The sequence below is a fragment of the Serratia sp. JSRIV002 genome (assembly GCF_019968725.1).
Lineage (GTDB): Bacteria > Pseudomonadota > Gammaproteobacteria > Enterobacterales > Enterobacteriaceae > Chania > Chania fonticola_B.
The window spans coordinates 2,411,854-2,438,690 of the sequence record NZ_CP074143.1 but is presented as its reverse complement, the minus strand read 5'-3'; the positions used below and the strand labels follow the sequence as shown (position 1 = coordinate 2,438,690).

The following is a 26,837-nucleotide window of genomic DNA, read 5'->3' as shown; positions in this document are numbered from 1 at the left end:
GTGTATTATCGTTTCTTTTTCAATGACGATAACGGGAGACGCGTGATGATAGCACCGGCCACTGCCCAGTCGGCTCTTATGCAGATCCAACCGACAATTTTGCGCTTTACCAAGATGCTCTCCAGCGTGTTGCTGCTGGAGGTAGAGATTGTCGATGCCAACCTGGTACGCGTGGCAGGCACTGGCCCGTATGGCAAACAATTTGGCATCAAGCTCGGCAGCAACTCCTGGTTGTTGAAATATGTGCTTGATACCAAAAACGAAAAAATAGTCACCCACTCCCGTTACGACCCGGTGTGCGAAGGCTGCACCAGCAAAGATGAGTGCCAGGAAAAGGCCTTTCTCGGCATTCCTATCCTGTTTCAGGATGCCTGCATCGGCGTGATCAGCCTGGTGGCCTTCACCCTCGAACAGCAGCAAAGGTTGCGGGATAACCTGCAAGAGTTCTCGGGCTATGTGCGCAATATTTCCAACGTTTTCGTTTCTAACTTATTGGAGACGCAAGGCGGCAGCAGTGGCTTAAATAAAGTGCTTTTCAGCCTGATTGAAAATATGGATCAGGGGGTGTTAATACTCAATGAAAAGAGCCAGGTGAAGTTTGCCAATATGATGGCCTTAAAACAGCTCAATATGCCGCAGGAAAATATTATCGGCAAAACCTTTACTATTCGCGCCCTCACCTTCCAGCAAAATTACACCAGTGGACATCTGCAACATATTCTCTCCTTCGACGATAACCAGGAGATTATGATTGGCCAGCTGCATCAGGTTCAAGATCATCAATTATTTTTAATGGCTTTCCATCAGTCACACTCCTCATTTGACGAAACGCTGAGCCTGCAAGACCCGCGTATTGAGCAACTGGCGGGGGAAAGTAAACCGATGCGTCTGCTGAAGAGCTTAATCACCCGTATTGCCCCCAGCCCCTCCAGCGTATTGGTGGTTGGCGAAAGCGGCACCGGCAAAGAGGTGGTGGCGCGGGCGATCCACCGGCTGAGTAACCGCAGCGATAAACCCTTTATCGCCATTAACTGCGCCGCCATTCCGGATCAGCTGTTGGAGAGTGAACTGTTCGGTTACCTGAAGGGGGCATTTACCGGCGCTTCGGCCAATGGCAAGGTGGGGCTGATCCAGGCGGCCAATCAGGGGACGTTATTCCTGGATGAGATCGGTGATATGCCGTTAATGTTGCAGGCCAAATTGCTGCGCACGGTGGAATCCCGTGAGGTGTTGCCGATCGGCTCCAGCAAGCCGATCCCGGTCGATATCCGCATTATCTCCGCCACCAACCAGAACCTGGAACAGTACATTGCCGAAGGCAAGTTCCGTGAAGACCTCTATTACCGCCTGAACGTTATCCCCATCACCCTGCCACCGCTGCGTGAGCGCGAAGGCGATATCGAACTGTTGGTGCACTATTTCCTCAGTTTGCACACCAAGCGGATCGGCATTATCTACCCCGGCATCTCGGCAGAGGTACTCGAGCTGCTACGCCGACACCGCTGGCCAGGCAACGTGCGCGAACTGAGTAATTTGATGGAATATCTGGTTAACGTAGTGCCGAGCGGTGAGATCATCGATACCTATCTGCTGCCGCCCAATCTGACCCGTGGGCAACATCTGGAGGCTCGCGCCAGCGTATCTACATATAAAGCCACAGAGAGTTGCGAAAACCACGATATGGCGGGGCTGGAGAGTATGGAGAAGCTGATGATTGAGGAGGCGCTGAGCCAACATGCGAACAAGAAGGTGGTGGCGGAGAAGCTGGGGATTGGCATCGCGACGCTGTATCGCAAGATAAAGAAGTATGAGCTGTCTTCTCATTGAGGGGGGAGATTAATCGTGTGCCGGGCTGGCGCGTTTAGCTGGCTAGCCCAAGACTGTCCTTGTTCCTGCTATCAATATCTCTTTTCAAGGCGTATAGCGCTCTTATCTCAATCTGCGAAATGCATCGCATTATTCTTGCTTCAAAGAACCTCAATTTACATATGAAAACAACTGGACCCAATAAAACTACATATTGTAGTATTTACATCACATCGTAGTAAAATGTTCGGTATGTTATGGTTGTCTTGTGACATTCAGGAACCAAGGTAACTATGGCGATCAGTAGCGAAGAACGTGATTTTTTCATTGCGTTGGGCAAACGCATTACCAGCCTGCGCAAAGAACGTACCATTACTCAGACCGAATTGGCTGAGCAGTTGGGCGTTTCCCAACAGACAGTGCAAGCATGGGAGGCTGGCCGCCGTCGCATCAAGGTGTCTTCACTCCCAGACGTAGCAAACATTTGTTCGGTTTCGCTAGAGGAATTGTTTGGAGCAACGACGGAGTCTTCCCTCCACGAGAGTATCCCGACTCAGAAGTGGCAGCAGCAGATAGAAGCGATTGCTAATTTGCCGCAGGAAAAACAGCAGATAATTTCAGAGATGTTAAGCGCCATGATTACACAGGCGCGTAACTAACTGACAAGTAACGCGGCGATAACGGGTTGCAGCCCACTATCGCCGCTCACCACAACAACTATTCGAGGTAGTTATCATGGCTAAGCGTGATTCTAAGTCAGGCACCACTGTAAATAAAGCACCCAAGACAACACGCCATTACACCGTGGGCTATTCACCCAACCGAGGCATCAAGAAGCCCGCGCCACAGCTGCTTATCAAGGGCTATTGGCTGGAAGAACTGGGGTTTTTAACCGGCCAGCAGGTTACAGTAAATATTGAACAGGGAAGATTGATTATTCAGGCGGAGGGCAATGTATGAACGGATGCGCTGTTATACAGACAACCGCGGGCGGGATTATTCCTGAGCTGATTATCGCTGGTGAGGATATTATCAAGGCGGGGTTTGTGGCGGGTGCGGTATTTAAGATAAAACCGTACCAGGACGGGCTGGTAATAACATTGATTTCTGATGAGAGAGAGATTGAGCGGTTATTATTGGAGGAGAACGCTCACCCGCATATCGGCGTGGACTGGATACGGGATAACGGCGAGCTTTATCTGGCGGGGGACTGGCTGGCGGAGTGTGGCCTGACCGGGCAACCGCTGGCGATCAGCGTAATGCCTGGTCAGGTGGTGATTCGGGTGCAACAGGGTAATATATTGGCGTAACAACAGATAAAAATAGCCGTAAAGATCCAGAGAGGAACTTTACGGCTACTATAGAAGTAGTATTAATATACAACTAACTGACCTTTAGGCCAACTCCCTACCCAACCACAGGGTATGTGCCCTAATTCATATATGGATACAAGACTGCTAAAAAATAACGGAATTCTCAGTTTACTTTTATAAGCATCTTCCATCAGATAGTTAACCAAGTCCCATTTCATGTTAGTAAATAATAACTCCATGTCTATATCATTAATTTGTGGGACTGATGGGATAATTATGTTTTCAACAAAATCTCTTGCATCATCAGCTAATGTGTTCCACTCTTGATAAACAACTGAATGTTTTTTAGCCAAAACGCCAGTTATCTCATTTCTTGCTTCTAATGTAGTATTTTCCCATTCAATACTTTCTATTGATTGTAAAAAATCATTTGAATTCACAAGGACAATATCAGCGTTCGATAAAGAATTACCTACTTGGCTAAACCAAGAAATTATTTTTAACCTTTCTTTTGCTTCATTAGAAATGTTCATTATTTCACCTGATTTATTCTTCCTGGTAATCTTGGTACATCCATACCACCAAGAGCACCGTGCTGAACCCTATTCTGAATACTGCTTCTAACAGCTTGATTAACTTGATTTGCAGATAGCCCTGCTGATTCTAAAGAACGTTTCAAAGCTTGAGTATATTGGAGATTAGTAGGCATTTTGCCATATAAAGCGCCACCTTTCCTATATTGATTCCAGAACTGTTCGAGAGACTTATGCGCTTCATAGTGTGGCGTACCTGGTTGAGTAAATGCGTTACCTTCTAACTTAATAGCAGCACCGCTATTCGTCGGGATCACATCACGGAACGCAGCATCTTGGTTTAAGTGGTGTGACTGTCCTGGACGCGTGTCATTTTTTAGTGTCCCATGCGGCCCTAAAATAGCATCATCAGCCTTCCCAAGATTTGGACAGGTTGATAACCCCAGCGGATCGATCCATCCCAGCGGGTTATGCACGTAACTATACGGGTTCAGCCCCCCCGCCAGCCCTATCGGGTCCGACGTCAGGTAGCAACCCACCGGTAAGTCGTAGTATCAACTTCGTCTGTAAATAATCAAGGGCTTTATATCGTAGTGCCTATGCTACCGCCCTACCTTGATAGTTTTATCTGCATAAATTTATTATAAATAAGACCGTAATGTAAATACAGATTAATAGAGCTAGGAGAGCCCCTTATGAAGATGCAGACTGAGTACGATTACAAAAAATACCTTGAAGTCGCGGGTATAGAGCAGCCTTACCGGGCAACTATTGATGATCTCTGACCTCCATATAGCAAATATACACCTGTACTATTCGTGGTTTGGATTTGCAAGAGGAATCTTTTCTACAGTAGAACACAAAATTGAAAACCTTCTTCAATTTAGCCAATTAATTGATTGCTAACTTTTTTCAGCAAGGCAATTAAAGTTTAACAAAATACACTCATAAAAAAAGAGGTTCGAAATTGAACCCCCAATAATAAAAATATAATTTATTACATTATTAGTTACTACTATAGACATCAACTAGTTTTGTGTCATTCTTGAAGTATATTCGACTTAAACTGCCATCATCCATATACTCTAGATAAAGCTTAACACATGGTTTTAAACCATTACTTACTACAGATATGATTTCTGACACGTTATTCTCGTTATAAATATAATGATATCCAAAATATTCATCATCATCAGTTACAGAATAACACTCTAAATAGCGACCATTACTATCAAAAAACAACTGAGTCAAAACTCTAAAGTCACCCCTAAAATCCTTCACTATGCCGATTTTATGATTACCAGAACTTATGATATACTCTTCAGATTCAATCAACCCTCTAGAGTTATAACTCGCAATTTTATCTATCTCTGGCCAACCAAAATAACAATATGAATTGCTTTTGTTTTTTGGTTCTTTTGTTAACATTTTATCTGTTTTATAGCCAGTTAACTCACTGTAAAACGGAATTAAACTATAAGCTCGTGATTTAGACCATGAGACAATATTAACATCAAAGCTACATGAGGCTATTTTATTTTCTAGAGCCTCATGATTTTCCAAGTCTTTTTTTAGTTGATGAATCTTTTTATTCATTTCATCTATTATCTTATCCATGTATCACCTCTCAAATCAAACTGGCATCTTTCCATTTGCCAACGGGAATATTTTCCCATTCGATAATTCTGTTTTGATATTTTTCAGAGCACTTAAAAACTCTTTATCCGTCTTTGAATTTATCAACTTATCATAAACATATTGCTTATATGCTTTACCATGGACACCATTACCTTTATGGGCTGTAGTTAATGCATCCGTTATCCTATCATTTTTAGTATTTGGTAGCCAAATACCGTTTCTTTTATCATTAATGTCAATATTCAAATCATCCATCAACTTTCTCAAGTCTTTCATTTTAGGATCAGTAGAATTCGACATAACAATATGGTGAGCATCATGCTGCCCTCCTCCTAACGGCTTCGGACCTAAGTTGTCAGCTAATTTTCTAGCATCAGAGCAAGTTGAAAGGCCAAACGGATCGATCAAGTCTATAGGGTTCTTAACATAACTATACGTATTTTCCCCTCCAGCTAATCCCAACGGGTCCGGCGTCAGATAACAACCCACCTCGGCCAGATAGTAACGATACCGGTTATAAAAGAGCCCACTCTCTTCATCTAACAACTGACCGGCAAACTTCAGCCCTGGATCCAACTGCACATTCACCGTGGCCTTGCTCAACGCCATGCCCCACAGCGATGCCGCAGGCTTACGCCATTGTGCTTTTCCTTCAGTGTTAAAGAGCGCCAACGGTTGACCGTTGGGGGCACATACCGCATAGAGGGTAGTATAAACCCGCGCTTCGCTTTCGTCAGCCACGGCCCTACCATCAAACGGCAGTACGTTCGGCCGGGTCCATTCCTGCTGGGCCAACAGTTCCCAACCATCAAACACCCAGTGGCGAATGCGCTGTAATTGCGCGTTTTTATACTCCCTTATCTCCGCGATGCTATCACCATCCCACAGATAAAGTGTTCGCAACCCTCTCTGTTCGCAAACTTTCTCTGTCCTGCGGCCAAAGGGATCATAACGATAATGCCACACTTCACCATGCGGCTTTTTCAATGCTATTAACTGATTACGGCTGTCCCAGCTATAGCGTGTTTCCTCTGGTCGATAGCCTCCTTTATGCTGCCATCGGGCAATCATCCTGCCCGCATCATCATACTCAAAGCTACTGTCACCCGCCTGACTCAGCCTATGCCCCCGCAGGTAAACATCCTCATTCGAAACCGAGAACAGGGCCCGCGGATTGTTCACCCTTTGCTGCATCGGATAGCCACTGGCATCGTAGCTGTAGTGCTCCTGCAACTGGTTACCCTCGCTCACCGAGACCACCTGCCGGTTAGCGTTCACCACATAGCTTAAGCGCTCAAGGTCGTCATTGGCCGCCACCAGGTTCAGGGCACTGTCATAACAGTAGCTGCGATCCAACCCCGCCAAAACAGGCTGAGGAATATCCTGCACCTCTTCCGGAGTAAATATCCGTGTCTGCCGGCCTGCCCGTTGATGGACCAATTGCCCCATCAGGTCATACTGATTGCGCAGCATAAAGCCGTCGCCAGCCTTACGCTCTGTATCCTGCCCATTGTCGTTTCGCGTTACCCGCAATGCCTGTGTTTCCGTTTGCTGCGGCAGTTGCAAGGATAACCATTCGCCGACTCGGTTAGTCCGCAGCGTGGTACTCAACGCTGGCTGCATCACTTCGTTTTCCGGCATCTCCAGGTGGCGTGTTTGCGTCTGCCGATCCGGGTATTCCCGACGGATCACCCGGCTATTTTGCGTTTCACGCACTACCCGGCCCTGTAGATCATACTCAAAACTCAGTTCACTACCGGGCGCTACCACACTCAACAAACGGCCAAGGACATCATATTGGTACTGGGTTTCCCCCTCTGGGGTATGCAGAGAACATAACCGGCCTGCCGCATCGTACTGAAAACGGGTGGCTTGGCCCAAGGCATCACGTTTCTCTACGCACTGCCCGTCTTTATCGTAGACATACTGCCATTCGGTACCCGCATAATCCTGCTCAGTCACTACTTGGCCACTGGCGTTGAGCTGATAGCGATAGCTCTCCCCTTGCGGATTAATCACTTCAATGAGTTGTAAATGATCTGGATCGTAACGATATTGCCAGCGTTGCCCTTCCCCGTCCGTGCGCGCCATCGGCAGATCGAACGGGCCGTAATCCACCCGCCACTCAACCCCATTAGCATCCTGATAGTGCGTCAGGTTGCCATGGCGATCGTGGGTGAACTGCTCAAGGCTGTTGTTGGGACGATCGCTAACCGCCAACCGACGGTGATTATCATAGCGATAGCGCCACAGCGCACCGCCTGCATGGGAAAGGCTTCGCAGATCATCTCGTGTGGTGTAGCGTAGATGTAGGCCGCGGTTTTCTTCATCAAACAGGCTGCAGAGGCGATTTCGCTCATCGTAGCGCGCGGTTTGCTGATTGCCCTCGCTATCGGCCACTTGTGTGATCAAGCCAAACGCATTGCGACTCAGGGTAGTGGTGGTGCCATCTGGTGCGATAAAGCGGGACGGGTTACCCTGCTCATCGTATTCCTGCCACCAGACACGCTCCAGCGGATCGGTCATCGCCGTCAGGCGTTCCAGATCGTCGTAGCTATAACGCCAGCAGGCCCCGGCAGCATCGTAAAACGCACTAACCAACCCGGTTTCTTTCAGATACTCCAGCCGGATAACCCGGCCAGACGGTGAGGTCTGCTCAATCAGGTTGCCAAAGTTATCGTAGGTGAAGCCTGTACGGTTCCCCTGAGGATCCTCTATCGCCGTGACCTTAAGTTGCTCGTTATATTCATAGCGTGTGGTGCGTCCTTGGCTATCGCTGACCAGAGTGATCCCTGGCTGATACTGGAAGCTAACCGGGTAATATCCCCCCGCTCCAATACTGGTAATGCAGCGGCCCTTCTCATCGTACTGATAATCTACCCAGGTTTGATCATTATCATGCCAGCGGCTCATTAGCCCCTGAGAATTGTAGCTGTAGTACAGATGATAGAACTGCTGGCTGTCAGCTTCGGTCAGGAAACCTTCTTCGTTTTGCTGATAACGGGCCAGGCTATCCTGCAAGCCGCCATCCACACGGATAATCTCCGCCAGATAACCACTGGCATGCCAGCGCAGTTCTAACTCAATGCCGTCGCTGTGGGTAACCTGCAGTAAACGGTTGTTCTTATCATGGGAAAGAGTGAGAACGTTGCCGTTATTATCACTCTGGCGAGTGAGTAAGTAACGTGTTTGCCCTTGCTGCCTCACAGCCAGAGTAAACCACTGGCTGGTCCGGCTTCGCCTGTCGACCAGTTCCCATCCCTGTGGATGGCGATGTAAGGAGAAGTCAGGATGATCGGGATTTACGCTAACCTGGTGCCCTTTGGGCAGCGCAAAATACAATGCACTACCTTCTTGCGTGGTGACCTCAATCACGTCTTCAGTCGCATTGACCTCGACATATTGATGGAAACTGTCAGTCCAGCCCTGCCCAAGCGCGTAGGTGTGCCCACAGCCTGGGGCCCAAGTACGGGTAAACCACAGCGGCAAGGTTTGCCCCAGCTCAATATCGGTGCGCTGTTCAACCAGGCTGCCATTGGTGACATCAATCGGGTCGCCTTTAACAAACTTTTTCCCGGCCTCGCTAAAGCGTTTTAGGCCCTTTCCTCCTTTAAACGCATTAGTAGCACAGCGGAAAGTTTTGCCAGAGGCGATCTTCGCCACCTGCCTGGCGCCCATTTTAGCGCCGCTTACAACGGCAGCACGGCCAGCTTTGGTAAACAGTTTACCAATGCCTTTCAGCATACCCCGGCTGGGGGGAACCAGGAATTCTACTGCGACCAGAATGGCCTTTTCCCACCACGAGAATTCTTCATCTATCTCCAGATAGCTACCCTGCCCGGAGCCGACATAAACGCTGCTGGCCCCTTCCTTGATGGTGGCACCGCAGGTAACTTTATCCCCCACCCGTGCGGCGGGTTGGTCATTAATAAATACGCTCTCACTGCCCTGGGCAATTTTTGGGGGTGAACTGTGTTTGGTGCAAGCCACCATATCGACGATGGCTCTGGCGGCTTGTTTACCTTCAATATACACATTGGATGACGCAGTGGAGATAGGGCCATCCATGGAGCCCACACTATCGACAAAATCTGCCACTGCTCCGCTAGCCCGGCTGATCACCCCTCCCATCGCCATGGTGCCTGCCGTTCCTAGTGCCAGTACAGCGACAGTTGCCAACCCGCCAGTACCTGCGATCAAAAGACCCGCGGCAGCGAAGATAGCAGCACCGATCAACGCTCCGGTGACGGCCCCAAGTAGCGCCCCCAAAAAACTCTTGTGCTTAATCTGGTCGCCAAGACGTGCCGCAGCAGGGCCCGCTTGCGAGGTGAGAGGTGCAGGCCCGCTAGCAGCATTCATTGCACCTACCCGGGCAATGCGCTGGATGATATCTTGTTGCATGGGTTAGGCCTCCTGCCTGTTATCCAAAGCGCTTATTCGGCGCTAAAACTCTGGATAATCTGCTGAAAATAGTCTCTTTGGCTCTCGGCCAAAGCGTTGGGCGAGGTGACGGTAAACGTCAACAGCAGCGCCTGCCGGACCTGCATCACCACATACTGATGCATTTCCCCTTCAGGGCTTTTCCAGCGGTATTCCAGCGTCTGAGCCTGTGCACCATCCAAAGGGATCTGATTACGTGCCAGTTCTTTAAAACCCGGAAGGCTGTTCTGAAACTGCTCCAGGGTCTCGGCATAGTAGGCCTCACAGTCCAATCCAACCGGCACCGGTGTGCGGTTGATTACCAGATTGACCCCACTATCATCAGGCACCACAAACACCTGCATAGAGTCGTCGCGCCAGTTCTCCGGAATGGAAATTTTCCCTTCGTTCATTCGGTAAGTGATGTTGTTCATTCTGTTTCCTGTTAATACACGCTTAGTTCAGATCAATTCGCTTACCGTTGATCCGCACATGTGTCCCTTGAATATCAATATTGCCCGCATGGTCCAACGTAATGCTGGCAGCGGCCGTAGAAATCTTGATGCCTTCGCTGGTGGAGGAGATGAAGATGCTTTTTTTCACCTCAAGCAGGCTGCCTCCCTCAACCGCAATCTGGCGATCTTTGCTTATGGCCGTGACCTCCTTGCCTTGGATCTCTTTAAAGCGATCGTTACGCACCGATAAAACCTGATCGTGACCGATGGCTTCGGTGTGATCGTGCATAACCTGAGTCGCCCTATCGTTCAGCACCGTCGTACTCATATCCTTCTGGGCATGCATAAACAGCCCCTCGCCCCCCTTGGCATCCTCGAACCTCAACTCGTTGAAGCCCTCGCCCTTATGGGTCTTGGAGCGGAACGCCATCTGGGTCTTGCTGGCAGGCAGCGATCCCGGTGGGATATTGTTGGCGTGATAGGTACGCCCAGTGACGATCGGTTGGTCCGGATCGCCATGCAAGAAATCCACCACCACTTCCTGGCCGATACGTGGGATGGCCAACATCCCCCAGCCCTGCCCGGCCCACGGCTGGGTCACGCGGATCCAGCACGAGCTGTTGTCGTTGCTTTTACCGTAGCGGTCCCACAGGAATTGCAGGCGGATACGGCCGAACTCATCACAGTAGATTTCTTCCCCGGCTGGCCCCACCACCATCGCGATCTGTGGGCCGTCCATGCTCGGTTTCGGCATCGGCGTCGGCCGCCAGGTCTGGGTGTGCGGCAGGAAGACGAACTGGTTGCTCAGCGTGGTGCCTTGCCCACCAGACTCCTGCTCCAGCGCCTGAGGCTGACTGCCGCTGTGCTGAATGCTCAGCAGTTGCCACTGGTGGTTCAAATCGCTACGCGGGTGGCTGGTCAACGTAAACAGCAGGCCTGGCTGCAGGGTAAAGTCATTACTCTGCCCTTGCCCCAGATTGGCATCGTTGCGCAGGGCTTCCAGGCGGTAATGGGTAAAGGCCTTGCCGTGCTGTTCGTCTTTAAAACGTCCAGGGAAGTCGAAGTGTTCGTAGTCTGGCCGTTGGTTTTGCAGCTCGCTGGCCTGCTCATTAAAGGCCGCCGACCACTGCGGGTTTTTAAAGGTGTAATCCTTCAGTTCCACCACGGCGGTACGCACCTGTGCGCTGCGGGTGAAGGTGGTGACGCACAGCTCCAGCGCCTGAGACGCTACGCCTGGGTTATACGGCAGCACCGCGCCCTGCGGCAGGGTGCCTACGTCATCGGTATACACCACGATGTTTTTGCCTTCGGGGTATTCGAAGTAGTAGAACATCCCCTCTTCGGCGGCCAGCCGCTGGATGAAGTCAAAATCCGATTCCTGATACTGCACGCAGAACTCACGGGCCGGATGGGGGTTACGCAAGCCAAAGGCAAAATCGGTGATGCCGTTCTCTTTCAGCAAGGTGGTGATGATGCTTTCGATGCTCTGCTGCTGGAAGATGCGCGAGTTGCGCCGCAGCGTGGTGCGCCACAGTGCCGGGCGGATCACCATGCTGTAACGAGTCTGATGCAGGCCGGTATCACCCTGTTCAAAACTCGCCACCATGCCGGTGATGCTGCGTTGCACTACCCCTTCACGCTTGATCACCAGCGTCGCATCTTCATCCAGCACCACGGCAAAGTCGATGGCCGGATCGGCACTGGCCAGGCCTACGTTCAGCACGAACGGTGAGGAGAGCATCTCGGTCAGGCTGAAATCCACCACCACAAAGGTCTGCGGAGGCAGGTTCGCCGTGGAGAGCGTGAACTGCAACCCACTCGGTTCCGCGCCGCCCATCAGGGCACTGGCAGCCGAGGACGCCATCGCCGTGGCGCTGCCGCCGCTGGCAAAGTTCATCGGCTTCACGCCCGCAGATGAGGCCATGCCCGCGGCACCACCACTGCTGACAATGTTCATCGGCTTCACGCCCGCGGATGAGGCTATGCCCGCTGCGCTCCCTCCACTGACAATGTTCTTCGGATTGATGCCTACGGATGAGGCTATCGAACCGGCCTTTTTGGCAATATCCGCCGCCTGCGATACCACCTTGCCTGCCTTGCCGCCTACAGCGCCAGCCGCGGCGCCCACCATATCCACCACCTGAACGCCACTGACTGACGGCGTCTCCGTGGCCACAATGTTCTTCGGCTGTACGCCCCCCTTGGGGGCGCTTTTCTTGTCATCAGCAAACATATCTTTTCCTTCCTGGAGGTTAGCGGGCAGATGCTGCCTGCTGCGTGAGTTGGTGATAGCGACTGAGCAGTGCATTCCAGCGCTCGTCTATCTGCTTGAGCAGCACCGGTGAAGCCGGTTGTTGTTGTTCGACCGAAACCGCCAACTGCCGCAGCAACTCTTCCAGCGGCGTTTCACGGTTCAGTTCATTTTGCATCTGATAAACCTGCGTTTTCAGATAGGAAAGCGTCAGGCTGCCGCGTATTTGTTCTTGTTCAAGCAACTTGTCCGACAGCGCCTGCAAGCGCTGCTGCACCTGGAAATAGCTGCTGTCGGCCCGCTCGCTGCCGAGCCGCGCCTGTAGCAGCCGTTGCCAACGCTGGCTTTGGGCGATCTGCTCCGGATCGGTCGGCCACAGCTGGTTGGCCAGCGCCACCGAGGCATCGGCGGTACGCAACCCGGCCAACGGAGAAAGGTTCTCCAGAGTGTTCAGTTGCTGGCCGTAGCCGTCCAGGTTCGGTTGCGCCAGCCACAGCTGCACCGAACCTTCTGGGGTGGCGGCCAGCCCCGCCAGCCGCTCCTGCATTGGTTTGACCTGCATCAGATAAGCCGCACCGGCAACCACCAGGCTGCACAGCACACCGCCGCCAAAGCCCCAAGCCGTCGCAGCGCGTTTGGCCGCTTTAGGGATGACCGGTGGTGGCGGTGCAAAACGCACTTCCACATTGGGCAACGGTTGTTCTATTGGCTGTGGCGCGGGTTCTTCGTAGGCCGGAGGGGGTTCATTCGCGGCCGTTTTTGCCCCCGAGAACAGGGTGCGGATCGGCTCCGCCTCGGACACCGAGAGATACACCATCGAGGGCATCTTCAGCGGTTGCGCTGGCGGCTGTTTGGCCGCTTCATGGGCGGCTTCCAGCCGTTTGGCGGTGTTCTGCATCAGGTACAGCAGGTTTTCAATGCGTGGCACGCGTTTGAGCTCAACCTGCTGCAGTTTGTCGCACAGCAGTTGCAGCGCCCGCTCGGCGCGGTATACCAGGCGCAGGTCGTCAATGCCGAACTCATGCTGGCGCAGTTGGCTGCCGACGCGGGCGTTGAACCACTCCAGTATTTCCGAGCGGGCCTGCGGCTGCTCTGGCCACAATCGCTCCCATTGGCTGACTACCATGCCCGCCAACAGCTCGCAGCTTTCGGTAAACCCGGCCAGCCCGTGCCTTTGGGTACGCGCCAGGGCGTAGTACACCGTGGTTTGCAGATCCACTCCGTTGGTGCGGAACAGCGTCAACGCCAGCGACTCAATCAGGCGCCAGTTAACCTCTGGCCGCGCCGGGTGGTTGATCTTGTTGATCTCTTCACGAATGGCGCTGAATTCCGGCCAATGGCGCGGATCGCCGCCGGTTTGAATGATGATATTTTCTGAGGCTTCGCTCATGCGGACTCATCCTTAAAGCGTCTCTCTGCCAAGCGCGGCAGAGAGACGGGATAACAACGATTAATACAGCGTGTCTGGCAGAGTGAACTTGCTGAACAGACCGCCAGCGAACGGGTTGTCGGACTCATCCACATGGATGCGGTAGGTCATCTCGCCGCCGTCCACCTTGAAGCGGACATCGAACGAGTTGGTGCCGACGTTGGTCAACTCACCGGCGTTGATCAGCCGCAGCTGTGCCCAAGGGCCGCTGAAGGTGATGCTGCGTGGAGACTTGCCGTTTTCATCCGGAACCAGCGTTACCTTGCTTTCTACCCCGGCGCGCATGGAGTTAGGCCAAACCAGATGCACCATGTTGCTACGGCCATGGGCGTAATCCAGCAACTGCCCATCCAGGTTCAGCACGCTGCGGCGTTTGTTGCCGCTCAGCACCACCGGTTCGATGGCGAACTGGGTACCCAGGCCGTTTTGTGCCGAGAAGAAGGTTTCGCGGATCTTCTGCGCCTGAGCCAGCTGTTGCAGCACGTCTGGGCGGATTAACAGTTGCCCGTCGCTGCCGCTGCTCAGGTTGTTATCCACGAACGGCTTCAGGTTCTGCTGGTAGAAGCTGTCCAGGGTGCCTTTCGGGCCGAAGAAGCGTTCAAACTCGCTCAGCGGCACGTCCTGCTGCGACTTAGGATCGAACGGGTAACGGCCAGCCAGGTAGGTGTGATACTGCTTCACCACCGTCTCGTTCCACTCGACTTCCAACGATTGGATGGCTTCCATCATCACTACGCGCCAGGCTTGCTCGGCCAAATCCCCGACCCAACGGTTCAGCGGTTCCGGCAGGTTTTTCGCCAACTGCTGAACTTCGAAGATCGGGTCGCTGCTGTTTTGATCCAGGCGCAGCTGTACCGCCTTCATGGCCGCTTTACCCGGTGCCGGTGAGTTTTGGATCGCCAGCAGGTAACGGTGCAGTTCGGTCAGCTTTTGGTAGACGCTTTGCAGCACGCTGCCTTTGTCACCGTTCTCCACCAGCACGGCAGTTTCCGGCGCGAACTCGCGATTGATGCGGCCCAGCAGTTGATAATCGGATTTTTGCATCAGCTCCTGGCGTTCTTTACCCTGCAACGCGTCAGGCACCGCAGGCAGCCGAGTGTTATCACTCAGCGTCTGCAAGGCACGGCGGAAAGGCTGCTCACCGCTGATCACCTGTTCGATGGCGCTGATCGCCTGCGGCAGATCTTCAAACTCACCGACCGACAGGTTATTCATCGCCGCACGCCAGGTGGCGGTATAGTCACCGATATACTGCTCGGTCACCTGCCGCTGGATCTCTTTGCGATCCGCCTCGCTATACTCGACGTTTTTGCTGAGATCCAGCACCCAGCTGTCCATCACCGTCAGATCCACCAGTTGGTCATTCTGCTTGGTGAAGTAGTTCTGCAAACCGTTGCGCGTCAGGAACTGCGGCACCACCAGTAGGCGATCGTTGTTGGAGATAAAGATGTCATCAAAGCTGGCACCGATCTGATCGCGCAGGTTCAGGGCCGGAGGCAGTGCTTCCTGTGCCTTGATGCGCAGGTTCTGGTACACCCGCTGATAAATCGACAGCTTGCTCAACTCGCGCTGTGCCAGCTGGATCGGCTGGCGATAAGGGATAAAGTTCTTGATGGCAACCTGATCGCCACTTTCCCGCGCGGCACGCCAATCGGTGTGCTTGAGCGCATAGTCCAGATGGCCCATCAACTGCTGTTGCACTTCGCGCTGGCCGTTAAACTGCTGGCTCCAGCGGTCGCCCATAAATTGTTCCACCAGCGCCACGTTGCGGCCACTGCCGTCTTCCAGCATGCGCATCACACGCAGGATCTCGAGTTTCTCTTCGCTGCCTGGAGGCGCAGCATTCAACTGCTCCAACAGGCCACTCATCAACGCCGGAACAAAGCGCTGCTGCAACAGCTGCAGATAGGTGCTTTCCACATAAGGGCCGATGTTGTTGCCTTGATACAGGCCCATGTCCGCCAACAGGCTGTTGCGCTCATGGTAGTTGCCATAAGCCAGCGTGGCGTCACGGATCGGGTTCAGCAACGGCAGCTGCAGGTTGCCATAGCGATCGTCCCCCTTAGGCGTTGGGATGGAGAGGAAGGTTTTGGCCTGGGCAAGAACCTCTTGTCCGGCACGGTAGTTGCTCTGATAGTAGTATTGCCAGCAACCCCACAGCGTCAACGCCACCGCGGCGCCCACGCAGGAGAACACCATCAGGCGTTTTCTGGAGTTACGCAGCCACAGACCGTTTTCGCCCGCCAGATTCGGTTCCGCCAGCAACACCTGATTAAACAGCTCTTTGGTGAAGTACGGGGTCGTTTCGGCGACCGGCCAGGTTGGGAAGGCCTGCGGCGACAGGTGATACTGCACGGCGGCAGACTGGGTAAACACGTCATCCATCTGTCCGCGCTGTTGGGCAGAAGTCAGGTAGATACCGCGCAGCAGCGGCTGTTGATGATCGCCGCTGTAGAGGATCCCCTCCAGCAGTTGCACCACATACTCTTGCAGGCCCTGCATCTGGCGGGTAAAGCTGAACAGCTGGCTACGCTGCCCGGCATCAACGCCGTTGAGCATCATGTCTGGCATCGCGCCGTTCAACTGGGCGATCCATTGTTGCCAGAACTGCTGCAACTCTTTGCGCCACACCTCCGGCTCGGCGGCGTTCAGGCTAAATGTCACCCCCAGCACCGCTTCGCGTTGCGCCTTATCCAGCGTCTGGTACATCGCTTCAAACCCGTACAGCAGGTCCAGTTTGGTAAACACCACGTACAGCGGCAGCTGGCTATGCAGCGCCTGGCGCACATCCTGCAAACGCTGATGGAGGCTGGCAACCATGTTTTCGCGCTGAGCCTTGTTCGCCGTCAGCAACTGATGCAGATCGACGGTGAGGATCAGGCCGTTCAGCGGCTGGCGTTTACGGTGTTCAACCAGCCAGTTCAGCAGGCTTTGCCATAGGCGGCTATTGAGCGCCGCTTTGCCCACTATGGACAGCGTTGGCTGCTCGATCAGTTCACCTGCCGGATCGATCAGTACGGCCTGTTCACCCAGCCAGCAGCGCACGCGCAACTCACCGGCGTCTTCCACGCTGGTCAGTTCCGGGCTGGCGATTTCGGTCAGCTTGTAGCCTTCTTTGATCAGGGTGCTTTTGCCGCTGTTGCGGGTGCCAATCACCATGTACCAAGGCAGGCGATAGAGATAAGCCGGGGTATTCAGCCGCCGTTGCAACTGCTGCTTCCAGACGCCCAGATACTGGTCCTGCTGTTCGATATCGGCCAGGATCGGATCGTCGACCTGCGTTTTGGCCTGCAGCTGCAGCTTTTCCAACTGCTGTAAACGCCGCACCATTTTGAAGGTGAGCCAGCACACCGCCAGCAGCACCACCAATGCAGTCACCAACCAGCGGCTAAGCAAAGGTTCGAACGGTTGGTAATCCTTCAGCTTCCATTCTGGCCCGTAAATCCAGACCCAAATCAAGCCGATACAGGCCAACAGCGCCAGCACCACCGGCACCGAGGCTTTGATGCGCGGAACGGCCGGTCTGGCAAAATGAATAAATGAGGGCAATTTCATGCGTTAACGCTCCTGTTCCCTTCCCTGGCCATCACGGCTTGAGCTGCCGCTGCTTGTCTGTAAGCAAGGCGATCAACGCCGGTTCCCATTCGCTTAGCTGCACTTGCTGCCCCACCTGCAACAGGTTGTGGTAGTGCTGCTGTGCCAGCGCCGTCATCCCCGCTTTTTCCAGTAACTGGGCGCTGAGCAATTGCAGGTAAAAACGGTCCCTGGGTTCGGCTTGCTGCGATTGCCGATCGATCATCTGTAACGCGGCTTCCAGTCCTTGCTGTTGATAGCATTGCCAAATTTCATCCTGTTCAATAGTGTGACCTCCCCCTTTGGCACCCGTATCCTGCTGTAACCAGCTGGCAGATTCAGGGGAGAGGAATGGCGTCATATCGGTAAAGTAAAGGGTGGTTAACGCCGGCATGCGCTCGATAAAGGCGCTCAGTTCGTCGCGTATGGCCTGCGCAACCCCTGCGTATCCCAGCCGAATAGCGATCTGTGCCGAAAGCGCGTGGCCATCCAGCCAGTAAGGGGCCAGCGCCAGGCTCTGTTCTACCTGTTGCCACAGGGCCAGATCCGCAGTGGCCACGCGCCCCAGATAATCGGCCATGCGATCGACAGAAACGGCTGCCAGCGGCGTGCGTCCATCGGCCTGCGCTATCGGTGGCGCGGTCAAACTGCCCCACAGGGCATGGCGACGCAGGCGGAAACCAATGGCAGCCTCGGGGTGTAGTTCACACAGCAAATCCGCCATTTTCAGCAGCGTTTGCCGCCAGGCTTTATCGCTGGAGCTATCAATGCTCAGGCTGGGGCTGATCGTTCTGCTGGCAGAGGCTGATGCTGATGTCGATGCCGCACCAGACTGAGGGCGTTCTTCCTCCTCAACCACCGGTTCAACGGTGCGAGTAGGCAACCGCGCATAGCTGGTTCGCAGGCTATCCACCTCTTTCGCCAGGGCCGGTTCGTCGCTGTGCCAGACCTGGGCCAGATGTGCCAGCAAACCTTGCACATCCTGGCGTTGGGCATCCGTCGCCCGTTGGCTAAAGCTGCCGCTGGCGCTGTCAAAACGCTTGAGGATCTGCTGGGCAAAGCGGCGCTTATGCAGCGGGTTCAACGGCCAGGCGCTGGTCCAGAAGTTCTGCACGTAGGCGGTCAGCAAGGAGATCGCCAGCATCAGGTCGCTCGGTTCGCCGCCGTGCTGCAAGGTACGCAGCAGGTGCACCACCAAACGGAAGTCTTTGCTTTTTTGCGACAGCAGAGCCATCGCCTGCTGCTGAAGGTCATCAATATTCAGCGAGCTGTGGGTCAGCGAACCCACTTTGACCATCTGGCTGTCGATATGCTCCCATTGCGGATCGTCATCGGCCAACGCCTTGGCGGTCTGCTCGGGCGTCAGCGGTGTCAGCAATAATGCATGCCAGGGATGTTGTGACGTGCTATCCATAGTCCTCACCAGTGGCAGGCGTTACGCAGCGGTTTCAGCGCTGGCGTTAACTGCGAAATATTAAATGTCAGACGGGGTAACCCGCCGTTGGTACCGTCGATCGTCAGCGTCTGCGCCGACATCAACCGCTTGATCTCATCAATACCGGCCAGGCCCCGGCTGGATTCCAGCAGATAGCCGTTTTCACGCAGGAACCACTGCACGTTAAACCGATCGCTATCCGCCGTTAGCGTCACCGCACCGTCTTTTTGCGGACCGACCAAGGCGATCTGCAAACGGGTAATGTTGTCGATGCAGCTCAGCATCAGCACCGGCCGCGGTGGTGGCACACCAATCGCTGGCGTGGTCAGCACCACCTGCGGGTTGTTGCCCTGCCCTTCGCTTATCAGGAATGCCGTCGAGTGATCGCGGCGGCCTTTTTCCTGCGCCATGGCTCGCTGCCAGGCTGGCCCGGCCTGTACCTGACCAGGGTTGTCGCCGCTGGCCGCTGACAACGCGTTGTCGTAACAGTCCAGACGTACCAGCGGCGAGCTTTCACTGCGGCAGTTCATCAGCAGCGCCAACTGATGCGCATCTCCTTCAGGCTGCGACAGCGACAGGCCGCTTAGCCACTCGGTGGCTGAATTACTGCCGGAAAGCAGTAACGAACCGATCAATAACCACGTATTCATAGCTAACACCTGTATTTCGCCAACTTGTAACCCAGGGTGCGCGGCGTGATCCCCAGGCTGTCGGCGATGCGGTTTTTGTCATTGCCGTACAGACGCTGGCGCTGCGTCAGTACCGCGGCTTCAAACGCCTCCACCGCGCTAGACAGGTCATCTATCTTGCTGTAATCGCGTGATAGCTCTGGCGAGGTGGAAACGTCGGAGGTGCTCAGCGAGACCATCAGCTCATCCAACTGTTTTTCACGCACCTTGAACATCGATCGCAGCTGGACCAGTTGCGATCGCAGATGCTCCACCTCTTGCAGCTTGTTGAGGCGGTGCTGAAAAATCTGGCAATAGATAGAGAACATGCCCCGGCTGTCCACAAATCGATCGATATCCTCGGCAAACACCGCAATCACCCCGCAGGCCCGCCCCTGAAAATCAAACAGCGGTACGCCATACATGCTGCAACCGTTGGGCAACGCCTCAATAAAGCCGCGAAAGCCGTCATCTTCGATGCGCACCCCGCGATTGAGCGCGTACCAGACTTCGGGCGCGCCATTACGCAGCACCCGCACCAAGGGGTGGTTGGTGTCTTCGATATCGGCTTCCAGCTTCACCGTAGCGCGCCGGTTGGCATCAGACAGGCGGAGGCATTCCAACTGCCCCTCACTGGCGTTGAACATCGCCACCATCAAGCCGTCGAACCCGTGACGGTGGTGATCCAGCGTCAAAAAGCCATGGACCAAATGCTCGACCGAATCGTTTTCCAGCAGCGCCAGTAAGCATTTCAGCCGTTGCCTCATAGCGCCTCCTCGACCTGTGCGGTAAACGCATTTCCCTCCGTGGCAATGCGGATATGGCTGATTGCCGTACCTGCCGCCATTTTTTGCAATAGCAGTAGGGAAACCGGCGGCAGCAACGCCCCGTCGATAATCGACTCCAGCATGCGCGCCCCGTTCTCGGCACGGGTGGCGCGCAGCAGGATCTCTTCGATCACCTCAGGCTCAATCACCACTTCGGCGTTAAAGCGCTGGCGCAGCAGGTTATCCAGGCGTTTGAGCTTGCCGTGGATGATGGTTTGCAGCGTGTCCTTGCCCAGCGGCAGGTAAGGCACCACTTCCATACGCGCCAGCAGGGCCGGTTTGAAGAAGGCCGCCAGCTCGGGATAAAGCAGTTCGCCCAGCAGTTCCGGCTGTTCGGCGTGATCGACAATGGTCTGATAGCCCAGGTTGGAGGTCAGGAAGAACACCACGTTCTTGCAGTCGATGATGCGGCCTTCGCCGTCGGCCAGTTCACCCTTGTCGAACGCCTGATAGAACAGGTTGAGCACGTCGGGATGGGCTTTTTCGACTTCGTCGAGCAGCACCACCGAATAGGGTTTCTGGCGGATGGCTTCAGTCAGCACGCCACCTTCGCCATAGCCCACATAGCCTGGCGGTGAGCCGATCAGGCGCGAAACGGTGTGTTTCTCCTGGAACTCGGACATGTTGATGGTGGTGAGATAGTGGCGCCCGCCGTACAACAGCTCGGAGATCTGCAATACGGTCTCGGTTTTACCCACGCCGCTTGGCCCCACCAGCAGGAAAGCACCCATTGGGCGACCCGGACGGCGCAAATCGGCCCTGGCGGTCAGCAGATGTTGATGCAGGCAGTGGATCGCGGTTTCCTGGCCTTTGATCTGCTCGCCAAGATACGTTGGCAGCTCGGTGACCACCGACAGTTCACTCTGCGACAGGCGGTTTAACGGCACGCCGGTCCACTCGGCGATCACTGCCGCGATCTGATGTTTATCCACGTGTGGAGAAACCAGGGTCTGATGCTGTTGCAGTTGTTCCAGCTCGGCACCCAGCGCAGCCAGATTAATAACCTGTTCTTCCGTCGCGTTTTCTTCCTGCGTCAGCAGCTCTGCCCGCAGGGCGATGATCTGCTGCACCAACTGCTGCTGGGTTTGCCAACTGGCATTCAGGTCCGCCAGTTGCTGTTCGATCTCAGCGCGCTGTTGTTGTAACACCGATAAACGCTCATCCGGCTGGCTCAGGTTGAGGCGCTGTTCACGCTCCAACATCTGGATTTCCATCGCCTGCTGGTGCAGCTGCGTTTTCAGTGCCGATACCTGACGCGGTGCCGAAGTCAGGTTGATCGCCACCCGCGCGGCGGCGGTATCAAGCACGTCGATAGCCTTGTCCGGCAGTTGGCGGCCAGAGAGATAGCGATCGCTGAGCACCGCCGACGCCTGTAACGCCTCATCGTCGATCAGTACGCCATGCGCCTTTTCATAGATGGTGCGCAGGCCGCGCATGATCACCGTGGCCTCTTCGGCACTCGGCTCAGAAACCTTCACCAGTTGGAAACGGCGCGACAGCGCGGCATCCTTCTCAAAATACTTTTTGTATTCGCTCCAGGTGGTGGCGGCGATGGTTTTCAGCTCACCGCGCGCCAACGCCGGTTTCAGCAGGTTAGAGATATCCAGGCCACCCTGCTGATTACCCGCGCCGATCAGCGTATGGGCTTCATCAATAAACAGGATGATCGGCGTGGCCGACTGGGCAACTTCCGCCATGATCCCTTTGAAGCGCTTTTCGAACTCGCCTTTTACCGCCGCACCGGCCTGCAACGCGCCGAGATCCAGCGTCATCAGTTCGCTGTTGCGCAGCTTTTCCGGCACCTGGCCGTCCACGATACGCAGCGCCAGGCCTTCGATCAGAGCGCTTTTACCCACGCCTGCCTCACCCACCACGATCGGGTTGTTCTTGCGGCGGCGGCACAGGATATCGATCATCAGGTCGATTTCTTCATCGCGGCACAGCACCGGATCCAACGTCCCTTTACGGGCCTGTTCGGTCATGTTGCTGGCATAGCGCGCCAGCAGGCTTTCGCCATTGGCGGCGGCAGTTGCGGTTTTATCGCCCGCTTTCGCTACCCGGGGGGCTTCTGCGGAATCGGCGGTCCAATCAGCAAAGTTCTGGCGCAACAGTTCGCGATTCACCGGGGATAACAACCGGCTGGCCGCCGGTGTGAGATAACGCATAGGGCTCAGCAGTAAGGTCAGTAACATCACCCCGCCGCGCAGCTGGCTGTGATCCATTTCGGCCGACGCCAATAGCCAACTGTCCTGCAACCACTCCACCAGCAAAGGTGAGAAGCTGGGATAAGCCTGAGTGACCGACTGATAGCCGGAAATACGTTGATCGAGTGACTCACGCAATGCGTCAGTGTCCACGCCAGCATGATTAAGGATCACCCTGACGTCGCTTAAGGGGCTGGCGACCATCTGCATTAATACCTGCGAGACCGTCACTTCCGCTTCCTGCAGGCTGACGCAGTGCGCCGCCGCGGCCTCCAGGGCATGGCGGGCGATGGGATTAAGGCGGTTTACCAGCGTGGGCAAGTCAATTTGAATCATCTGTGCTTCCTAGCTCAATAAATTGTTTAGCTGCTGCAAAATATCCTGAGTCTGTCCATGTAACTGGATGGCATAGAACAGGTAAATCACCGTCAACAGGCCTAAGCCACCCCATAGCAGGTGCTTGATGGTCAACCGTTTACTCAGGTAATAACGCCCGCCGGTGCGGCTTTGTTTCTGGTGCAAGACGGTCGCAGGCGCTTCACCGCGCAGCTGTTGCAGTTGGTGATGCAGCCGACGGAACAGCCGTTCAAAGTCATCGCTGTTTTGCAATGTCACCTTGTAGCGGCCGCGATAACCCAGGCAGAAACACAGGTAGATGAACTCCAGCAGATCCTGATAACGTTTGGGTTCGCCCATCAGGCGTTCCAGCAGGACGTACACCTTCTCACCGCCCCAGGTTTCGTTATGGAAATGCACCAGCAAGGACTGCTGCAACCAGCCATTTTGCGTATTCCAACCGTGCCCTAACGCCGTCTCATCGATAAAAGTACAAAGCACGTAGCGGAACGAAACGATCGCCCCTGGCTCGTAGCCTTTGGTTTGCAGGAACTGCTCAATGGCGCGGATATCCGTTACCACCTGCTGATAAAGCTGGTCTGGCAGCGGCTGGTTTTCCATGTCTTTCAAGCGCAGCACCATGCCGAGTAACGGCGTGGCGGCGTCCACCATCGCATTCAGGCTCTCGCCGCGCAGCGGGAGCTGATATTGCCGATACGAAGTGACGGTTTCCGTTTCGGGCAGCGCGGGGTTATCCGTGACGGCATGCATTTTCATTAGCTGCTCCTAATCGCCCAGAACTGCATATCCAGTTCAGGGAAGTCACCCGAAACGTGGAAGGCAATCGCATTGCTTTGCAGGACCTCTTTCCAGGTCGGGCTTTGTCGATCCAACATGAAGTAGGTATAGCCGGAATGGTAAGGCAGCTGACGCGGGGCGGCAGAGAGCGCCACCAGCGGTACACCAGGCAGTTGCAGACTAACCAGCTCACGGATTTTCTCCAGCGAGGTGATCTTGGTTTGCTGCACGAATTGCCGCCGCAGCTGTTCCTGCGGGATCTGCGCCCGAACGGCCAGCACAAAGTCAGCGCTGCGCAACAGATCGCTATCGTTGATCGTCCCCACACGAATGCCGTTAGGCTGTGGATGCAGCTGTACCGAGATAGCACGCGGTGTCAGCACCGTGCTGAGCGTTTGGCGCATCGCCAGGAACAGCGGCTGGAAGCAATCGGTCAGGTTGTCATGGTTATAAACGATGAAGCTGCCTGCCAGTCGTGATTCGTCGGTAAAGGTGCGCAATTCGCCGCAGGTTTGCACCAGGTGGCTATAAAAATCCTGTGGGTGCAGCACCGCCTGATGAGACAGATGGGTGAACAAAGGCTGCATGCGGTTAAACACCTGCAGCATCATGAATTCGGCCACGTCGGCAATCCCCTGCTGGCCCGGCGAACCGATACGTTTGGCCAACAGCCGGGCGCGCTCCACCAAGGTACCCTCCACTTCATCCATAAAGTCTTTCAACTGTACGGAGGCGTGCAGAGTGGTGCAGGTAGGAATAAATTCTTCATCCAGGATCAGCGAGCCGTCCGGGTGCTTCTCTTTAATGCGGCAGACCGGCAGCACGGAATAGGCGCTGAGATCTTCGGAGCCCTGCATCAAACGCGGTGCCAACTGGGCCAGCAGCAGCTGGCTGACATCGCCGCCGTCGGTATGCAAATCGCGCACGTCATCGGTATGTTCGGCGTAGCGGATCGCCCCAGGCAGTGGGCTGTGCGGGCTGGCAACCTCATTGATGGTGTCGTTGAGCATCGGCAACGCCAGATAGATATCGCGGCTGGCGGCATCGTTGCAGTTCAGTACGTCTAACGGCTTGGGCGCGCAATCCTGATAAGGAATATCAAACACCGTGCCATCGGCCATGCTGCCGCTGGCGTTGGTCAAGCCGATACGCCCCAGCTTGAGCAGTTCCTGATTGATCTGCAGCGAGTGGAAGCCATAGGTGTAATTGGTCAGCGCGGTGATACGGCGCTGCAGCTGGTAATCGTTATGTCTTTGTTGCTGTTGAAAGTGTTGTGGCTTAATGAACAGGCCTTCGCGCCAGATCACCCGATTCTTGGTCGGCATGGTTATTCTTCCTCTTTCCTTAAGTCGATTTCATCCGCTTTAACGTGGATCAGCACGCCGTAGTTATGACCAACATCTTTGATCTTGATGATTTTTTTCCATTCAGCGCGATCAACGTCGGCATAGTAGGCAATCACCCCCAGATAGTGGGTCTTCTCTTCCAGCTCAATAGCGGGTAACGGTTTATATTGGCTCGGCAGCAGGGTGTATTCCTGATGGTCGATGTAGTTCTTACTGAGCGTTTTCTTCAGTATTTCCGTGTCGAGCTGGTCGTAGTCGGCGGCCAGCAGTTTGGAATCATCGCTCAGGTACACCACCGCAATCTCGGTCGGCGCGGCCTCGCCTTTCTCATTGGGGTTGATATTCGCGTCCGCCAGCAGCGTCAACCGCAGCGTAGAAGGCTGCTCGGTAGCGCGCTCCGGCTTCTTGTTTTTCCATATCGTGCAGCCTGACAGCATCAGCACCAGGCATAGCGCAGTCGTCAGAAAGTATCCTCTGCCACCTTTCATCGTTCGCTGTCCTTCATCCCCTGGCGCAGCGCCTGGTCGTAAGCCTGTTCATACACTTCGCCAAACAGCTTTTCGAAGCCCTGCTGGCGGCTGGAGGCCAATTCCTGGTAGTAGTTTTTGTACATTTCCCAGGCCCAGGCGGAGTCTTGTTCCTGGCGCTCGTTGCTGCGCATGTAATGGCTAAAGCGCGTCAGCAGTCGCTCTGGGGAGAAGGCTTCCAGCATGGTGCTCAACGCCTGGGCAATCGCCTGTTGGTTGGCCTGATGGTGCAGGCGCAGGTTATGCAGGCTCTCGGCCACCGCCGCCGGGGCGGAAAGGTGGACCGGGCTTTTTTGATCGGCAAACAGCAGGCTGAGCGTGGTGTCGTAGTCCATATTCAGACGCAGCGGGTTATCTTCGATTGGGCGCAGATGTTTGTCCCGCAGGCCGTGTTGGCTGCGCTGCAAAGCCAATAACCCTTCAATGGCAGCCCTGAGCGTTTTACCGGCTTCTTCGAGGAAGTCATTGGCCTCCTGGCTGTTGCGGATTGGCAGTTGCGCGCCAAAACCCCGCATCAGCGGCGTGATCGCCACGTGCTGCTGTTCCATCTTGCTGTCTGACGGTGCCTGCTGGCCGGAAAGAAAACTGCTGATTTGCGGCAGATCGATAAACTCCTGATCCATGGCACTGTCCTTGGTGATATCAGAAAGTGGAGAAGAGAACAGCGGATCGCGGTAGCGATCCTGTTGTAATGATTGATCGGCACCGGTGAGGGTGCTCAGAGGTTCGTGCATCGTCAGGCTTTCGGTTTCCAATACCCGCAGCGGGTCGTGGCTGAAACCGTTGGCGACCGTGGCGGCCAGGCGGTTGTCCTGCTCATGATGGGAAGGCTGCGCATTGCCTCCTTCCATCATAGCTTCCAGCGGGTTGCTGTAGCTGGAGACCAGCGATTCCGGCGAAACCATCAGCGGATCGATCATATCGGCGTTCGAGCGGCTGATATGGCTCTTGATGGCCAGGTTGCCTACGCTGATCTCGTCACCTTGCTGGATGCGCACCAAACCGGAGTTTGCCGTCAGCATCGACTGGTTAATACTCACCGCACCGTTGAGCACCCGCAGGCAAAAGGACCCATCCCGCCATTCAATGGCAAACTGTGAAGGGCTGATATTGCCGCCCTGATCCTGAATAGACCAATGATGGCTGCCGTCACTGCCCACCACCCCACCCTGTGCATTAAACAGGCTGCTGGCCGGTTTGCCACTTTCCAATCTGTCGCTATTGACGACTCGCAATGATAGCGTCGGTTGCTGTTTATCCATGATCTCTCTTCCTGAAT

20 protein-coding genes and 1 pseudogene are annotated in these 26,837 nt (G+C 54.6%); 4 read left to right on the top strand and 17 right to left on the bottom strand.

Going from position 1 to position 26,837, the window contains the following annotated elements; translation table 11 throughout:
* Positions 1 to 48 precede the first annotated feature (48 nt).
* The 4 genes from KGP26_RS11360 to KGP26_RS11345 all read left to right on the top strand — a co-directional run bounded on the left by KGP26_RS11360 (position 49) and on the right by KGP26_RS11345 (position 3,116).
* The gene (locus KGP26_RS11360) at positions 49 to 1,827 is read left to right on the top strand and encodes a sigma-54-dependent Fis family transcriptional regulator (RefSeq protein WP_223665646.1); all 1,779 of its coding nucleotides are present in this window, start codon (positions 49 to 51) and stop codon (positions 1,825 to 1,827) included.
* Positions 1,828 to 2,099: 272 nt separating this feature from the next.
* Positions 2,100 to 2,465, top strand: a complete 366-nt coding sequence (locus tag KGP26_RS11355; RefSeq protein ID WP_223665443.1) for a helix-turn-helix domain-containing protein — start codon at positions 2,100 to 2,102, stop codon at positions 2,463 to 2,465.
* A gap of 76 nt (positions 2,466 to 2,541) precedes the next feature.
* The gene (locus KGP26_RS11350; protein WP_223665442.1) at positions 2,542 to 2,766 is read left to right on the top strand and encodes a SymE family type I addiction module toxin; all 225 of its coding nucleotides are present in this window, start codon (positions 2,542 to 2,544) and stop codon (positions 2,764 to 2,766) included.
* A complete protein-coding gene (locus KGP26_RS11345) occupies positions 2,763 to 3,116 on the top strand; it encodes a SymE family type I addiction module toxin (RefSeq protein WP_223665441.1) in 354 nt (117 codons plus the stop codon). The genes KGP26_RS11350 and KGP26_RS11345 overlap by 4 nt, the downstream gene beginning before the upstream one ends.
* A gap of 62 nt (positions 3,117 to 3,178) precedes the next feature.
* Here KGP26_RS11345 and KGP26_RS11340 read toward each other — a convergent pair whose 3' ends face one another.
* From KGP26_RS11340 to tagH, 17 genes and pseudogenes are all read right to left on the bottom strand, one after another.
* The gene (locus KGP26_RS11340) at positions 3,179 to 3,652 is read right to left on the bottom strand and encodes a hypothetical protein (protein ID WP_223665440.1); all 474 of its coding nucleotides are present in this window, start codon (positions 3,650 to 3,652) and stop codon (positions 3,179 to 3,181) included.
* On the bottom strand, positions 3,652 to 4,128 hold the full coding sequence (locus KGP26_RS11335; RefSeq protein WP_245399451.1) for a hypothetical protein: 477 nt from the start codon (positions 4,126 to 4,128) through the stop codon (positions 3,652 to 3,654). The genes KGP26_RS11340 and KGP26_RS11335 overlap by 1 nt, the downstream gene beginning before the upstream one ends.
* Positions 4,129 to 4,143: 15 nt before the next feature.
* Positions 4,144 to 4,191 (bottom strand): annotated as a pseudogene (locus KGP26_RS30265) (hypothetical protein); the annotation flags it as partial.
* Between the two features lie 466 nt (positions 4,192 to 4,657).
* Entirely contained in the window at positions 4,658 to 5,269 is a 612-nt protein-coding gene (locus KGP26_RS11330; RefSeq protein ID WP_223665438.1) for a hypothetical protein, read from the bottom strand.
* Between the two features lie 15 nt (positions 5,270 to 5,284).
* Complete coding sequence (locus tag KGP26_RS11325) at positions 5,285 to 9,691, bottom strand: RHS repeat-associated core domain-containing protein (protein WP_223665437.1); 4,407 nt, start codon at positions 9,689 to 9,691, stop codon at positions 5,285 to 5,287.
* Between the two features lie 32 nt (positions 9,692 to 9,723).
* Positions 9,724 to 10,143: a DUF1795 domain-containing protein gene (locus KGP26_RS11320; protein WP_037413085.1), complete on the bottom strand. Its 420-nt coding sequence runs from the start codon at positions 10,141 to 10,143 to the stop codon at positions 9,724 to 9,726.
* 22 nt (positions 10,144 to 10,165) lie between these two features.
* Positions 10,166 to 12,088: a type VI secretion system tip protein VgrG gene (locus tag KGP26_RS11315; protein ID WP_223665645.1), complete on the bottom strand. Its 1,923-nt coding sequence runs from the start codon at positions 12,086 to 12,088 to the stop codon at positions 10,166 to 10,168.
* A gap of 328 nt (positions 12,089 to 12,416) precedes the next feature.
* On the bottom strand, positions 12,417 to 13,805 hold the full coding sequence (locus tag KGP26_RS11310) for a VasL domain-containing protein (RefSeq protein WP_223665436.1): 1,389 nt from the start codon (positions 13,803 to 13,805) through the stop codon (positions 12,417 to 12,419).
* Between the two features lie 60 nt (positions 13,806 to 13,865).
* On the bottom strand, positions 13,866 to 17,399 hold the full coding sequence (gene tssM, locus KGP26_RS11305) for a type VI secretion system membrane subunit TssM (RefSeq protein WP_223665435.1): 3,534 nt from the start codon (positions 17,397 to 17,399) through the stop codon (positions 13,866 to 13,868).
* 31 nt (positions 17,400 to 17,430) lie between these two features.
* On the bottom strand, positions 17,431 to 18,831 hold the full coding sequence (gene tssA / locus KGP26_RS11300; protein WP_179249860.1) for a type VI secretion system protein TssA: 1,401 nt from the start codon (positions 18,829 to 18,831) through the stop codon (positions 17,431 to 17,433).
* 5 nt (positions 18,832 to 18,836) lie between these two features.
* Positions 18,837 to 19,502, bottom strand: a complete 666-nt coding sequence (vasI, locus tag KGP26_RS11295; RefSeq protein WP_024529709.1) for a type VI secretion system-associated protein VasI — start codon at positions 19,500 to 19,502, stop codon at positions 18,837 to 18,839.
* A 2-nt stretch (positions 19,503 to 19,504) separates the two neighbouring features.
* Positions 19,505 to 20,287: a helix-turn-helix domain-containing protein gene (locus tag KGP26_RS11290; RefSeq protein WP_021178395.1), complete on the bottom strand. Its 783-nt coding sequence runs from the start codon at positions 20,285 to 20,287 to the stop codon at positions 19,505 to 19,507.
* A complete protein-coding gene (tssH, locus tag KGP26_RS11285) occupies positions 20,284 to 22,887 on the bottom strand; it encodes a type VI secretion system ATPase TssH (RefSeq protein ID WP_021178396.1) in 2,604 nt (867 codons plus the stop codon). Before tssH ends, KGP26_RS11290 begins: the two co-directional genes overlap by 4 nt.
* Before the next feature lie 9 nt (positions 22,888 to 22,896).
* A complete protein-coding gene (icmH, locus tag KGP26_RS11280) occupies positions 22,897 to 23,664 on the bottom strand; it encodes a type IVB secretion system protein IcmH/DotU (RefSeq protein ID WP_021178397.1) in 768 nt (255 codons plus the stop codon).
* Positions 23,664 to 25,010 carry a type VI secretion system baseplate subunit TssK gene (gene tssK / locus KGP26_RS11275; protein ID WP_021804821.1) on the bottom strand — a complete coding sequence of 449 codons (1,347 nt, stop codon included), beginning with the start codon at positions 25,008 to 25,010 and terminating at the stop codon, positions 23,664 to 23,666. Before tssK ends, icmH begins: the two co-directional genes overlap by 1 nt.
* Positions 25,011 to 25,012: 2 nt before the next feature.
* Positions 25,013 to 25,519 (bottom strand): type VI secretion system lipoprotein TssJ, encoded by a 507-nt coding sequence (gene tssJ / locus KGP26_RS11270; RefSeq protein ID WP_021178399.1) that lies wholly within the window; start codon positions 25,517 to 25,519, stop codon positions 25,013 to 25,015.
* The gene (gene tagH / locus KGP26_RS11265; RefSeq protein WP_021804823.1) at positions 25,516 to 26,820 is read right to left on the bottom strand and encodes a type VI secretion system-associated FHA domain protein TagH; all 1,305 of its coding nucleotides are present in this window, start codon (positions 26,818 to 26,820) and stop codon (positions 25,516 to 25,518) included. The genes tssJ and tagH overlap by 4 nt, the downstream gene beginning before the upstream one ends.
* Positions 26,821 to 26,837: the final 17 nt, after the last annotated feature.